Origin of the sequence: uncultured Streptococcus sp. (assembly GCF_905372115.1) — a bacterium.
Taxonomy (GTDB): Bacteria; Bacillota; Bacilli; order Lactobacillales; family Streptococcaceae; genus Streptococcus.
The window spans coordinates 1-12998 of sequence record NZ_CAJPNR010000003.1 but is presented as its reverse complement, the minus strand read 5'-3'; the positions used below and the strand labels follow the sequence as shown (position 1 = coordinate 12998).

Annotated in this window: 14 protein-coding genes; 5 read left to right on the top strand and 9 right to left on the bottom strand. The window is 40.0% G+C overall.

From position 1 onward, the window contains the following. Window positions 1-84: 84 nt before the first annotated feature. The gene (mnmA, locus tag QZ169_RS01690; RefSeq protein ID WP_295504477.1) at window positions 85-1206 is read right to left on the bottom strand and encodes a tRNA 2-thiouridine(34) synthase MnmA; all 1122 of its coding nucleotides are present in this window, start codon (window positions 1204-1206) and stop codon (window positions 85-87) included. A gap of 298 nt (window positions 1207-1504) precedes the next feature. Here mnmA and sdaAB point away from each other — a divergent pair, with 298 nt between their 5' ends. Genes sdaAB through QZ169_RS01675 form a run of 3 tightly spaced genes read left to right on the top strand, consistent with a single transcriptional unit; the run spans window position 1505 to window position 3756 of the window. After that, window positions 1505-2176 carry an L-serine ammonia-lyase, iron-sulfur-dependent subunit beta gene (sdaAB, locus tag QZ169_RS01685; protein ID WP_002928563.1) on the top strand — a complete coding sequence of 224 codons (672 nt, stop codon included), beginning with the start codon at window positions 1505-1507 and terminating at the stop codon, window positions 2174-2176. An 8-nt stretch (window positions 2177-2184) separates the two neighbouring features. Next, entirely contained in the window at window positions 2185-3057 is an 873-nt protein-coding gene (gene sdaAA, locus QZ169_RS01680; RefSeq protein WP_002899542.1) for an L-serine ammonia-lyase, iron-sulfur-dependent, subunit alpha, read from the top strand. Window positions 3058-3108: 51 nt separating this feature from the next. Then, entirely contained in the window at window positions 3109-3756 is a 648-nt protein-coding gene (locus tag QZ169_RS01675) for an HAD family hydrolase (RefSeq protein WP_295504473.1), read from the top strand. 133 nt (window positions 3757-3889) lie between these two features. Here QZ169_RS01675 and QZ169_RS01670 read toward each other — a convergent pair whose 3' ends face one another. The 8 genes from QZ169_RS01670 to QZ169_RS01635 all read right to left on the bottom strand — a co-directional run bounded on the left by QZ169_RS01670 (window position 3890) and on the right by QZ169_RS01635 (window position 11117). Continuing rightward, window positions 3890-4480, bottom strand: a complete 591-nt coding sequence (locus QZ169_RS01670) for a LysM peptidoglycan-binding domain-containing protein (protein WP_009659542.1) — start codon at window positions 4478-4480, stop codon at window positions 3890-3892. Between the two features lie 210 nt (window positions 4481-4690). Further along, window positions 4691-5485 carry an energy-coupling factor transporter transmembrane protein EcfT gene (locus QZ169_RS01665; protein WP_295504471.1) on the bottom strand — a complete coding sequence of 265 codons (795 nt, stop codon included), beginning with the start codon at window positions 5483-5485 and terminating at the stop codon, window positions 4691-4693. After that, on the bottom strand, window positions 5478-6317 hold the full coding sequence (locus QZ169_RS01660; RefSeq protein WP_161543676.1) for an energy-coupling factor ABC transporter ATP-binding protein: 840 nt from the start codon (window positions 6315-6317) through the stop codon (window positions 5478-5480). The genes QZ169_RS01665 and QZ169_RS01660 overlap by 8 nt, the downstream gene beginning before the upstream one ends. Then, on the bottom strand, window positions 6293-7129 hold the full coding sequence (locus QZ169_RS01655) for an energy-coupling factor ABC transporter ATP-binding protein (protein WP_295504468.1): 837 nt from the start codon (window positions 7127-7129) through the stop codon (window positions 6293-6295). The genes QZ169_RS01660 and QZ169_RS01655 overlap by 25 nt, the downstream gene beginning before the upstream one ends. Before the next feature lies 1 nt (window position 7130). Continuing rightward, window positions 7131-7670 (bottom strand): CDP-diacylglycerol--glycerol-3-phosphate 3-phosphatidyltransferase, encoded by a 540-nt coding sequence (pgsA, locus tag QZ169_RS01650; protein ID WP_002899412.1) that lies wholly within the window; start codon window positions 7668-7670, stop codon window positions 7131-7133. 16 nt (window positions 7671-7686) lie between these two features. Beyond that, window positions 7687-8541, bottom strand: a complete 855-nt coding sequence (gene rodZ, locus QZ169_RS01645; protein WP_295504466.1) for a cytoskeleton protein RodZ — start codon at window positions 8539-8541, stop codon at window positions 7687-7689. A 33-nt stretch (window positions 8542-8574) separates the two neighbouring features. After that, window positions 8575-9870, bottom strand: a complete 1296-nt coding sequence (locus QZ169_RS01640) for an EF-P 5-aminopentanol modification-associated protein YfmH (protein ID WP_295504464.1) — start codon at window positions 9868-9870, stop codon at window positions 8575-8577. Then, window positions 9870-11117, bottom strand: a complete 1248-nt coding sequence (locus QZ169_RS01635) for an EF-P 5-aminopentanol modification-associated protein YfmF (RefSeq protein ID WP_367113035.1) — start codon at window positions 11115-11117, stop codon at window positions 9870-9872. Before QZ169_RS01635 ends, QZ169_RS01640 begins: the two co-directional genes overlap by 1 nt. A gap of 187 nt (window positions 11118-11304) precedes the next feature. Here QZ169_RS01635 and yaaA point away from each other — a divergent pair, with 187 nt between their 5' ends. Together yaaA and recF are read left to right on the top strand one after the other, a co-directional pair. Next, window positions 11305-11703, top strand: a complete 399-nt coding sequence (gene yaaA, locus QZ169_RS01630) for a S4 domain-containing protein YaaA (protein ID WP_295504460.1) — start codon at window positions 11305-11307, stop codon at window positions 11701-11703. A gap of 2 nt (window positions 11704-11705) precedes the next feature. Further along, window positions 11706-12800 (top strand): DNA replication/repair protein RecF, encoded by a 1095-nt coding sequence (gene recF, locus QZ169_RS01625; RefSeq protein WP_295504458.1) that lies wholly within the window; start codon window positions 11706-11708, stop codon window positions 12798-12800. The last annotated feature ends 198 nt before the right edge of the window (window positions 12801-12998 follow it).

The window sequence follows — 12998 nt, the reverse complement described above, 5'->3', positions numbered from 1 at the left end:
ACAAAAAAGCCTGCAGCATCCATGAGCTTTGACCATCATAGGTATTGCTTATCTTATTTTAGCAAATTATGTTGAATTGTCAATCTAAATGTACTGCAAGACTTGACCATTCTTATAAGCTCTGTCAATCAAGCCACCACCTAAGCACTCATCGCCATCATAAAAGACAACTGCTTGACCTGGAGTAATAGCCCTTTGAGGCTGATCAAAGTTGACAACTGCCTTGTCACCCTTTACAGTAACTATCACCTTAGAATCTGGCTGACGGTAGCGGAACTTAGCTGTACATTCCATAGTAAATTCTTCTGGCATTTCTTTTGTGAAATGAACCTGACTAGCGTCAAGACTGGTTGACATCAAATTGTCATGATAAAAGCCCTGACCAACATAAAGAATGTTTTGGCTGAGATCTTTCCCAACCACAAACCAAGGCTCATTATCACCACCATGCTGACCACCAATTCCAAGACCACCTCGCTGGCCAATGGTATAATACATCAACCCAGCATGCTGGCCCATATTTCTGCCTTCCAAGGTCATCATGCGACCAGGCTGGGCTGGTAAATATTGACTCAGAAATTCTTTAAAATTCTTCTCACCAATGAAGCAAATACCTGTCGAGTCTTTTTTCTTAGCTGTAGCTAAACCAGCTCTTTCAGCAATCGCTCGAACTTCTGGCTTTTCTAAATGCCCCAGAGGAAACATGGTCTTTTGCAATTGTTCCTGTGACAGTTGGCTTAGGAAGTAAGTCTGATCCTTATTATTGTCCTTGCCACGCAGCATGTGAACCAAGCCATCTTGGTCTCTCTTAACCTGAGCATAGTGACCCGTTGCAACGTAATCTGCACCCAGTGTCAAGGTATAGTCAAGGAAGGCTTTAAACTTGATTTCCTTGTTACACATGACATCTGGATTTGGAGTCCTCCCAGCTCGGTATTCCGCCAAGAAGTATTCAAAAACGCGATCCCAGTACTCTTTCTCAAAGTTGACAGAGTAGTAAGGAATGCCAATCTGATCTGCAACAGCAGCTACATCCTTGTAGTCTTCTGTGGCTGTGCAGACACCAAATTCATCTGTGTCGTCCCAGTTTTTCATGAAGATGCCAATCACATCGTAACCTTGTTCTTTTAAGAGCAAAGCAGTTACTGATGAATCGACACCTCCGCTCATACCAACAACGACACGAATCTTAGAGTTATCACTCATTGTGTTCTCCCATCTTTTCGTTATTTCACGATTGAAGGTCGTGCTGTGCTTTCAACGATTGAAGGTCGCTTGAGCAAGGCCTATTATAGCACGAAAGGACTAGGAAAACAAATCATAAATTCAACTAAATTTATTATCTGTAAAGAATATTTACAACATTGTAAACTTATTGATTTTCTCGTTTACTTTCCTATCTAACGAAATTTTATAATATCCACTTTTAATTCATTTAAAAAATCAGCAGAAAGCCCTTAACTTTGTTATAATGAAAATAATAAATTAGCTGCAAGGAGAAATCATGACTTCACTAAGATTTCAATCTGTTTTTGATATTATCGGACCCGTGATGATAGGCCCATCAAGCAGTCATACAGCAGGCGCCGTTCGTATCGGAAAAATTGTCTCCTCTATTTTTAACGATGAGCCTACGGAAGTAGAATTCCAGCTCTTTAACTCTTTTGCCAAAACTTACCGAGGTCACGGAACTGACTTGGCTCTTGTAGCAGGGATTCTAGGCATGGAGACAGATGACCCTGAGATTCCTAACAGCCTTGAAATTGCTCATAAACGCGGTATCAAGATTGTCTGGACCATTCAAAAGGATAGCAATGCTCCCCACCCCAATACGACCAAGATTACTGTCAAAAATGACCGTAAAACAATCAGTGTGACTGGAGTCTCTATCGGTGGTGGCAACATTCAAGTAACAGAGCTGAATGGCTTTTCAGTATCTCTGAGCATGAATACTCCGACCATCATTATTGTCCACCAGGATGTCCCAGGTATGATTGCCCATGTCACCGAAGCTCTGTCACGCTACAATATCAATATAGCTCAGATGAATGTTACCCGTGAGAAGGCTGGAGAAAAAGCAATTATGATTATTGAAGTTGACAGCCGCAGCTGTGAGGAAGCCATCGATGAAATTCGCAATATTCCTCATCTGCATAATGTAAATTTCTTTAAATAGGAGAAAATATGTTTTATTCCATCAAAGAATTGGTAGAGCAAGCTGACTTGGATTACCAAGGAAATGTTGCTGAATTGATGATTGCTACCGAGTATGAATTGACTGGTCGTGAAAGAGATGAAGTCCTGCGGTTGATGCATCGCAATCTGGAAGTCATGAAAGCCTCTGTCCTTCTTGGACTCGATGAGAGCAAGTCTCGCAGCGGATTGACTGGTGGTGACGCAGCAAAACTTGACCACTATATCCAGTCAGGAAAGGCTTTATCAGACCACACTGTGCTGACTGCTGCAAAAAATGCTATTGCTGTCAATGAGCATAATGCTAAAATGGGCTTGGTTTGTGCAACACCTACTGCCGGCAGCGCTGGCTGTCTGCCAGCTGTTCTTACATCTGCCATTGAAAAATTAGGACTCTCAGAAGAAGAACAGCTAAACTTTCTATTAGCCGCAGGTGCTTTCGGCCTCGTCATTGCCAATAACGCCTCAATTTCGGGTGCTGAAGGTGGCTGTCAAGCTGAGGTCGGCTCCGCTTCTGCTATGAGTGCAGCTGCTTTAGTTCTAGCTGCTGGAGGTTCACCTTTTCAAGCCAGTCAAGCTATTTGTTTTGTCATTAAAAACATGCTGGGCTTGATTTGTGATCCAGTAGCTGGTCTGGTCGAAGTGCCTTGTGTCAAGCGAAATGCTATGGGAGCCAGTTACGCCTTTATTGCAGCTGATATGGCTCTTGCAGGAATCGAATCTAAAATTCCTGTTGACGAAGTCATTGACGCCATGTATCAAGTCGGATCAAGTCTGCCTACTGCTTTCAGAGAAACAGCTGAAGGCGGCCTAGCTACAACACCGACAGGTCGCAGACTTTCAAAAGAAATCTTTGGAGAATAACCTTGACAAATTTGTCAAGTAGATTTACTAGATAGTAAACAAGGAGACAAGATGAGTCATTTGAAATATATCTTCTTTGATTTGGATGGAACCCTAGTTGACAGTTCAAAGGGCATCCAAGAATCCTTTGAATACAGCTTCAAACAACTTGGAAAAGAGTGCCCTGAAGAAAGTATCATCAAAAGTTTTATGGGGCCGCCTCTGGAAGTAAGCTTCGCCTCTGTTCTTGAAGAAAGCCAAGTTCCAGAAGCGATTAACTATTACCGCAGCTTCTATAAGGAAAAAGGCATCTGGGGCGTCCGCCTCTATGAGGGGATACCAGAATTGCTGACACAGTTAAAAGAAGCCGGCTATCAGATTTATGTAACAACAAGTAAAAATCAACCCACAGCACAAGATTTATTAGCGAATCTAGCTATCTCTGAACAATTTGATGATATTTTTGGCTCACTGCCAGATTCATTCCATAAAGCAGATGTTCTGCGTCGAGCTTTGCAAACACTAGATGCAAATCCAGAAGAAACCATAATTATAGGCGATACAAAGTTTGATATAATTGGCGGTAAAGAAGTAGGAATCTCAACTCTGGGAGTCCTTTGGGGCTTTGGCAACCAAAAAGAGTTACTAGAAAACGGAGCAGATTTGCTGGCTAATTCTCCCAAGCACATTTTAAAAATATTGAACGAACACTTTTCATAACTTTACACATTTGTCGATCTAGATAAGATTGTTCCCTTTAAATCTTTATCTACACTATCATTTTCTGCTTATAAATTGTCAACTTTATGTAAACCAAAAAACCACAGAAATCTGTGGTTTTTTTATTTCTATCTTAGTAGCCCCAAGCTGAAAGTCCTTGAGCACTGTAGGCACTATATGCTGATTGGATTTGATCATCAACAGTAGCCGTTGATCCCCAACCTGGCATCGTTTGAAAAAGACCACTAGCACCAGATGCGTTGTAAGCATCTACTTGACCATTTGATTCACGAGCAATGATAGCTTCCCAAGTTGATGCAGGAACACCTGTCATTTCTGCCATACGTGATGCTGCATAAGAACCAGTTGCACCAGCGGTATTACCATTGCTAAGTACAAGGCCTCCTGAAGTTGCTGCTGAATTAGCTGTTGCTGCAGGTGCTGCATAATTATTTACGGGAGTTGCAGTTGCTGCTACGCTTGTTTCAGACGTTTTGGCACTATTTCCAAGTTCCAAGATTTGACCAACACGGATGTGATTTGGATCTGCAATCTTGTTTAACTCTACTAATTTCTCAAGAGTTGTATTTTTTTCGTTAGCAATAGCTGATAAAGTATCACCGGCTTCAACTGTATAGGTCTCAGCATTTGCAATACCTGAAACCAAGAAAGCCGCTGCAGCGACTGCACCTGTTAAAGTCCATTTTGCTGTTTTTTTGTTCATTAAAAAGTAATTCTCCTTTCGGTGATAATACTATCTTACACATAAAATATTACCAAAAAGTTACATTACCAAGTCAAACGTTACAAGAACATTTAGTTTAGACGTTAAAAACAGACTTTTAGAGCTTTTTTGCCAAATATTTTCTTTGACCAAGTAAAAAATAGACAAGTTTAACTTATACTATTCTCTAAAAACACTTTAAACAGCAGGTCAGTTTTTCAATATATAAAGTAGAATACCTAATATAAGTAAACTAATAATAGCCAGGCTGTCATTTCTTTTCCATGCCAAACGGCGAAAACGTGTCCGACCTTCACCTCCATTATAGCCGCGTGCTTCCATGGCAATAGCTAGAGCATCTGCCCTTTTAAAACTAGAAGCAAACAAAGGGATTAGAATGGGAATAATAGATTTAACCTTTTGAACAAGCTTTCCCTCGCCAAAGTCAACACCACGCGCCCTCTGGGCGTTCATAATCCGAGTAGTATCATCCATTAAAGTTGGAACGAAGCGCAGGCTCATAGAGAGCATCAGACCAATCTCATGTGCTGGCACCTTGAAAACCTTCAGAGGCTTCAGCAAAGACTCAACCGCATCGGACAAGCTTAAGGGTGTCGTTGTCAGAGTCAGAAGAGTAGAAAAGAAAATAATCAGAATAAAGCGGCTAAAAATAATGCCAGCCTGTGACAGTCCTAGTTCTGTAATTCTGACAAAAGCGAACTGAAAAATTGTAGCGCCTCCCGAGGTCAAAAACAGCTGGAACAAGGTGGTAAAAGCTATGATAAACACCATAGACTGGATACCCTTTAAAAAGAACTTCAAAGGAACCTTAGACAGCAAGACCAAACTAAAAACGAAAACAAACAGCAGCAGATTGGTCACAAGATTATTGGCCCAGAAAATTAATAGAATAAAAAGAAACATCGCCAGCAACTTGCTCCGCGGATCCAAACGATGAATAATTGAATGTCCGGGAATATAGCGGCCTAAAATCAACTTATCCATGCAAGATCTCCTTGAATTCTTCAATTGTAATAGGATAGTGCGAGAAGGTCATCCCTTTCTCCGCCAATTCGTGTGCAAATTTTGTAATCTTAGGAACACCCAATTGAATACTCTCCATAAAATCAAGATCCTGAAAGACCTGAGCAGGCTGACCGCTCTTGACGACTCTGCCCTTATCTAAAACATAGACTGTATCAGCAAAGTTGGCTACATCATCCATTAGGTGAGTTACCAAAACAATGGTCATACCGGCTTGATGCAGCTCTTCAAAGAGCCTCATCAGTTCTTTTCGACCGGATGGATCAAGTCCTGCTGTCGGCTCATCCAAAACCAAGATATCAGGCTCCATGGCCAGTATACCTGCTATGGCCACCCTGCGCATCTGGCCACCAGAAAGTTCGAAAGGACTGCGATTGAATAAATCCTCAGAAATCCCGACCAAGTGCAGCTTTTCACGCGCCAAAGCTTCCGCTTCTTCCTTAGAAACACCAAAATTCTGAGGGCCAAAAGCCACATCTTTCAAAACTGTTTCATCAAAAACTTGACTTTCCGGAAATTGAAAGACTAGACCGACCTTCTTGCGCACCTGTTTAATGTCTTTATTGACAGAATCAGCTGTGATGACTGTACTGCCTACTTCAACACTACCCTGATTGGGAACCAGCAAGCCATTTAAAAGCTGAAGAATGGTTGACTTACCGCTGCCAGTATGCCCGATAAGAGCTGTATAACTGCCCGATTTTATCTCCAAATCCACTCCAAAAAGCGCTGGTCCCTCAAAAGGGGTGCCAGCTTGATAAGTATAACTTACATTTTTGAGAGTAATGCCCATAGTTGATCCTGCAATTCTTTTTCTGTTAAGTAAGAGTCTGGCAGAGAAAAGCCTGACTGACGCAAAGCCGCCTTTACCTGATTAACAAACGGCTGATCCAATCCTAGCTCTTCCAAATCTTCTCGAGAAAAAAGTTCTCTCGGGGTAGCGGTAGATTCAACTTGCCCCTCTTTCATGACCAAAACACGGTCGCTTAAGGCTATTTCATCCAGGTCATGAGTGATAGAAATGACGGTCAGCTGATTACTATCTTTGATTTTTTTCACGGTCTGGATAAGATCCAAACGCCCCTCTGGATCCAGCATGCTGGTTGCTTCATCCAAAATAATAATATCCGGTCTCAGAGCTACCACACCTGCAACAGCTACTCGCTGTTTCTGGCCTCCGGAAAGACGAGCTGGTTCACGCTCCTTAAAATCCCGCATACCGACAAGCTCTAATGCCTGCTGGACTCGCTCTACCATCAGATCATAGGCTAGCCCTTGATTTTCCAAACCAAAGGCTACATCGTCTTCTACAGTTGCTCCGACAAACTGATTATCTGGATTTTGGAATACCATACCAATCTGTCTGCGTTTTTCCCAGACGTTTTCAGCAGTTAGCTTATCGCCTGAGATAATAATATCTCCGCTTTCCGCTTCTAAAAGACCGTCAATCAAACGAACTGTAGTTGATTTTCCACTCCCATTATGACCAACAATAGACAGCCATTCCCCTTTTTTTACTTGAAAGGAGACATCATTTAAAGTGTAATTCTCAGACTCACTATCGTATTTGTACTTAAGATTTCTTACTTTGATGATATTTTCCATATTATTTAAAGGTATCTTTAAAGAGATAGGCACTTCCCTTGAAGTAGTCATATCCAGAATAAATCGTAAAGATTAAAGCAATATACAGAAGGATTTGCCCTAAGAGAGTCCAATGAATCAGTAGAAAAATAATAGCAAACATCTGCGTGAAGGTCTTGATTTTACCTGGCATAGCAGCTGCTAAGACTGTCCCTCCTGTTTCCACTAAAAGCAAGCGCAGACCTGTTACTGCCAATTCCCGGCAAATAATAATAGCTACAACCCAGGCAGGAGCCATTTTCATCTCGATCAACATGATAAAAGCAGACATCACTAAAAGCTTATCAGCCATGGGATCAGCAAATTTACCAAAATTTGTTACCACTTCCCACTTTCGAGCCAAATAACCATCTAGATAATCAGTTATACTGGCAAAAGCAAAGATAAAAGCTGCCAAGATATGCATGGTGTAAGAATGACCGAATGTTAAAATCACAACAAATACAGGAATTAAAGCAATTCTAACAAGAGTTAAGGCATTTGGAATATTTTCTTTTTTCATGGGATTCCCTTCGTTTTTATCCTTTCGTAATGTTCAAACTAATGGTTCCACTATCGCTAGTCAAAGCCGAAGTATCTAGTTTTTGTCCCTCTATCGTCACAGTTGCTCCTTTAACAGGTGCTAACGTTATAAGATACTTATTTCCTGGATCAAGAGAAACCGTCTGGCTTGATTTTTCTGGAGATAAGGTGACGCCTTCGGCTAGTTCTGAATCGCTTATGCTTACCAAATTGGTTGTTTGCTCCACAGAAACGGTCACTTTAACAGGCTGACCTGCTCCGCTATACTCAGCAGTCAAATTATCTCCGTTTCCACTAACTGTCAATTTGCTAGCCGAGGAAGAAACTGACTTAGAATCAGCCAAAGAAAAGGAACTCTTCTGACTGTTAGTGCTTGTAGAGGAAACCAGACTATAATTGCTGTTAGATGCTTTAAAATTTACCGAATTAGTATGAGCATAGCTCCAGATATAGTAAGCTACGAAAGCAGCAATAGCTGAAGCCAACAAGAGAAAATAGAACAAGGGCAGAAAAGAGCTTTTATTTTTATTTTTTCTGCTCCTGAATTCCTCATCTGCTGCCAGTGCCACTTCATCAAAGACAATCATCTCACCAGCTTCGTAAGCCTCCAGAATAATAGACTCATCCAAATCTACAGCCCAAGCATATTTCCGCAAGAAGCTACGGGCATAGAAAGGACTAGGAAGCAAATCATAGTCATTTCGTTCCAGCGCTTCTAGCAAATCCTGCTGGATATCTGTCTTTTTTGACAATTCCTCTAAGCTCAGCCCTTGATTAGTCCGGGCAAGCTTCAACACTTCTCCTATCGTTTTTTTTCTCATACGTACTTTTCCCTTATTTCTATTCTTCACTATTTTAACAAAATTTTAAAAACGATTCTGGAATTATTTTGGAAAAATAGTAAAATCTGTCATATCACACTGATCGATAAATCGATGACCTAGTTTTATCACATCATTCAGACTGATGTCCTGTAAAATTTTCGGCAAATCAAACAGATTCTCACCCGTCAAATGCGGTTCATACTGAGTTGCAATATACTCAAGCGAGTTTAAACCATGCAGAAAATCACCAAACATCTCACTTTTAATCGTATCCAAATGCTCTTCTGTCACATCCGGATCCTTTTCAAAATTCTTGATGGCCGAGCGAAATTGATGAGAAAGTCCCACCGGTTCCTGAGTATCCATCGTCAGCATGACAAAGTGAAAATCTTTTTCTACTTCCACTTCCAGCGTTAAAGAATTATCCATTTTTCCACTTTCATAGAGGGACTGGAAACGCTTGGAAGTCCAGCCAAACATCATGGCAAATAAGAGTTTCAAAGTGATTTTATAGCGATACAACTCCGATTCATCAACAAAATCTGTCCCTCGAATCCCAACTGCCAGTTTTGGACTAGCCACCTCCATTCGGTAGGTATCCGTTGATACCACTGGGTGAAGGCTAACAGGAATTTTTTCAATCGGTTCCGAACTCCCAGCAAAAACTAGTTTTTCCTGCTGTTCTGCAATCTCAGCAGCTATCTGTTCCAAATCGAAATTACCAATTACAAACAAAGTCATATTAGAAGGATGATAAAAGTTACTGAAATTTTCCTTCAAATTTTCGACGGTAATCTCAGAGATGGACTCTTTCGTTCCTGCAATGTCTTCTGCCAGAGGTGTTTGAGGATAGAGATTGGCCAATGCTCCAAAAAAGAGACGATAATCCGGATTATCCTGATACATTTCAATTTCTTGGCCGATAATATCCTGTTCCCGCAAAATGGATTCTTTTGTAAAATCAGCCCGATGCACCAGTTCTTGCAAAAGCTGTAGGTTTTCTGAAATATTATCCGTTGCAGAAAACAGGTAGCTAGTCCGAGTAAAGCTTGTAAAGGCATTACTCTCAGCCCCTAGCTTAGTAAATTCCAGCAGCAGATCCTTTCCCTGCGGGCCTTCAAAAAGCTTATGTTCCAAAAAATGAGCTATTCCCGCCGGATATTGGGTAACCTGCTTGGTTTCACGTGAAACAATCCCTGTATCCACTGAACCAAAATTAGTTGAGATAATCCCATAAGTTTCATTAAAATCATTTTTAGGCAGAAGAAAAACACGTAAACCGTTTGCTAATACTGTCTGATAGACAGTTTCTCCCACTGCTGAATAATTGATTTTTTCTAGCACTTCTCCCTGCATTATTTTCCTTCCATAAAGTAAATAGCTTGTAATTTTAAGAGACCAGCTGCTTTGATAATATCATCCTTACGAACCTGTTCCAAAGCTTCCAGCCAAGCTTCAAGAGATAAGAATTTTTTCCCTAAAACAGAAGCCATATAAGCTCTCTCTAAGATTGTATTCTGTCGATCCTGAGCTAACAATACTGAATTTCTCAGCATTTTCTTGGTTTGATTCAGTTCTTCCAGACTAAAATTCCCACGCTTCAAATCAACAATCTGTCGGTTGATTAAAGCAATTGTTCTGGTCCGATTACCGCGGTCAATACCAGCGTAAATCCGCATCATTCCTGAAAAAATATCAAAATTGCTAGAAATTGTATAAGCCAGCCCTTCCTTTTCACGAAGATTGACAAATAATTTCGAATGGGCAAAGCCACCTAGCAAAGCATTTAAAACGACCAAAGGCAGGTGTTCACTCTCTCCGTACTGAATAGGGAAGTGATAGCCCAACTCAATAATTGACTGATGGACATCTTTCTGCTCCAGTCCTTCTCGCAAAACATTGGAATATTCTTGCTGATAAACTAGCTGAAGTTCTTGCTGGCGAGGTGCAAAATTGAAAGATTGAATTTTCTCCCGAACAGCCACTTCATTAAAGTCCCCAATAAAGAAAAAGTCAATCTGATTTTCCTGAAGCATCTGCTGAAAAGCAGCAAAACTGCTTGCAGCTGTCTCTTTCTGGATTAATTCAATCGTCCCAAGACGAGGCATCTGCATTTCCTCTTCTTCATAAAAGAGTTTATCTAATTCTCGGTGAGCATGATAAAAATGATTCTCAATTTCAGCTTCCAAATCATTCAAGATATTTTTCTTCTCAATTTCAAAAGCAGATTCATCAAAAGCGTCCTGACTTACCAATGGAGAAAACAAGCTGGCTTTCAAAAAATCAAGCATGGCATCTGTCAGGACATTCTTACGACTCAAAAATTTATCCCGCACAAAAGAAAGATTGATATCTAAATAATGCACTAATCCTCTCCTTGAAAGACTCGTAGAATAATCAGCACCATACAAGTTGGCCAAACGTTCTCTGAAAGCCTGCGAAGTAGGATAAACAGCATTGACAGTTTCTAGCATGCTGGCTGTTAAAACCCGACCAGCTACTGTTTCTTTGGACATAGGCGCTGAAAAACGAACCCTAATTTTGTTTGTTTTAAATTTTTCTGATTGAATAAAATGGAGACGAACTCCTTTAGTGATTTCCATGACGCCCCTCATACTGAATAATATAGACTACTATTATATCATGAAATGCACCTGATTTGTTTGTTCTAGAAAGCTTTTTACTGATTAAAACGTTTTCTGATAACAAGAGAAAATTTCCGATTTTATACAAAGCACCTCAGCACTTTTTACTAACAAATATGATATAATGACAGGGTTGAGGTGAAATATGGAATATAAATTATTTGATGACTACATCACGCTGCAAGCCCTTTTAAAAGAAACAGGAATTATCCAAAGTGGCGGAGCAATTAAGACATTTCTAAGTGAATATCCAGTCCTTTTTAATGGCGAGCCAGAAAACCGTCGGGGAAAAAAACTCCGTGTCAATGACAGGATTTCCCTTCCTGAGCAAGGAATTGAAATTAATCTGACAGCTCCTAGTCAAGAAGAAATTCTGCAACACCAGAAAGAAATCGCAGAAAAAAAACGAGTTGCTGAACTTATCAAAGCCATGAATAAGGATTTAAAAAAATCTCAGACTTCTAAAAAAGAAAAGCGTAAGAATACAGGGCTACCTAAAAAGCAGAAAACTACTAAAAGCCCTGTTCGTTTCCCTGGTATCTAATCATGTGGCTGAAATCATTAAAAATCAAGCATTTCCGAAATTATCAGGAAGCTGATATTGACTTCCATCCTGGATTAAATGTCTTTCTAGGCCAGAACGCACAAGGTAAAACCAATATTTTAGAAGCTGTTTATTTCCTAGCCTTGACAAGAAGCCACCGCACACGCTCAGATAAGGATCTGATTCATTTTACAGAAAATGATCTCTTTGTCTCTGGCATCTTAGAAAAAAAGACTGGTAAAGTTCCCCTTGACATTAACTTGACACCAAAAGGTCGCATCACAAAAGTCAACCACTTGAAACAAAGTAAATTATCAGACTACATTGGAACGATGAATGTTGTTCTTTTTGCTCCTGAAGATTTACAGTTGATTAAAGGTTCCCCCAGTCTACGCCGTAAATTTATAGACATTGAGCTTGGACAAATCAAACCTGTCTATCTATCAGATTTATCCAATTACAACCATGTCCTCAAACAACGCAATGCCTATCTGAAAGCTAATGACAAAGTTGATGAAACCTTCTTGACTGTCCTTGATGAGCAGCTGGTTGACTATGGCTGTCGTGTCATAAGTCATCGGTTGGATTTTTTGCAAAAATTAGAAAGCTTTGCTCAAGACAAGCACTGGGATATCTCTCAAAATTTGGAAGAATTGACTGTCAAGTATCTGTCATCTATTCCTTTACACCAAATTGACAGTTTAGAAGAAACTTACCGCTCTTCTTTATTAAGCAGCCGTAAACGCGATCTATTCAAAAAAAATACAGGCGTTGGTCCCCACCGTGATGATATTGCTTTTTTTATCAACCAGATGGATGCCAACTTTGGTAGTCAAGGTCAGCATCGCAGTCTTGTTTTATCACTGAAACTAGCCGAAATCAAGTTAATAGAAAGCATTACAAAGGAAACGCCTATTTTGTTGCTTGACGATGTAATGAGCGAACTTGACAATAACCGCCAACTAAAATTATTAGAAACTATTTCTCAGGATATTCAAACTTTCATCACTACAACAACTTTAGAACATTTAAAAAATCTTCCACAAGATATAAAAATTTTCACCATCCAGCAAGGACAAATTGTATCTCAATCCTAGCATTACACAAACTTTACGTTTTTGTAAATTTCATTTACAAAATATTGCTTATAGTGTAAACGAATTATATCGAATTGTTATTAGAACAGCTTTTATAGTCTTTTAAATTGTAAACATATGTCAATTTAAATCGTAAATTTAAAACGAGGTTAGGAAAAATGAACCGCACCCCAAAAGTTAGACAGAAAAAATCTAACT

Bases quoted from the DNA above. Each gene is read 5' to 3' on its own strand.
- QZ169_RS01635 (WP_367113035.1), bottom strand. From the start codon at position 11,117: ATGGAAATCACTAAAGGAGTTCGTCTCCATTTTATTCAATCAGAAAAA.
- yaaA (WP_295504460.1), top strand. From the start codon at position 11,305: ATGGAATATAAATTATTTGATGACTACATCACGCTGCAAGCCCTTTTA.
- QZ169_RS01660 (WP_161543676.1), bottom strand. From the start codon at position 6,317: ATGGGCATTACTCTCAAAAATGTAAGTTATACTTATCAAGCTGGCACC.
- sdaAB (WP_002928563.1), top strand. From the start codon at position 1,505: ATGACTTCACTAAGATTTCAATCTGTTTTTGATATTATCGGACCCGTG.
- QZ169_RS01675 (WP_295504473.1), top strand. From the start codon at position 3,109: ATGAGTCATTTGAAATATATCTTCTTTGATTTGGATGGAACCCTAGTT.
- QZ169_RS01655 (WP_295504468.1), bottom strand. From the start codon at position 7,129: ATGGAAAATATCATCAAAGTAAGAAATCTTAAGTACAAATACGATAGT.
- QZ169_RS01665 (WP_295504471.1), bottom strand. From the start codon at position 5,485: ATGGATAAGTTGATTTTAGGCCGCTATATTCCCGGACATTCAATTATT.
- mnmA (WP_295504477.1), bottom strand. From the start codon at position 1,206: ATGAGTGATAACTCTAAGATTCGTGTCGTTGTTGGTATGAGCGGAGGT.
- QZ169_RS01640 (WP_295504464.1), bottom strand. From the start codon at position 9,870: ATGCAGGGAGAAGTGCTAGAAAAAATCAATTATTCAGCAGTGGGAGAA.
- recF (WP_295504458.1), top strand. From the start codon at position 11,706: ATGTGGCTGAAATCATTAAAAATCAAGCATTTCCGAAATTATCAGGAA.
- pgsA (WP_002899412.1), bottom strand. From the start codon at position 7,670: ATGAAAAAAGAAAATATTCCAAATGCCTTAACTCTTGTTAGAATTGCT.
- QZ169_RS01670 (WP_009659542.1), bottom strand. From the start codon at position 4,480: ATGAACAAAAAAACAGCAAAATGGACTTTAACAGGTGCAGTCGCTGCA.
- sdaAA (WP_002899542.1), top strand. From the start codon at position 2,185: ATGTTTTATTCCATCAAAGAATTGGTAGAGCAAGCTGACTTGGATTAC.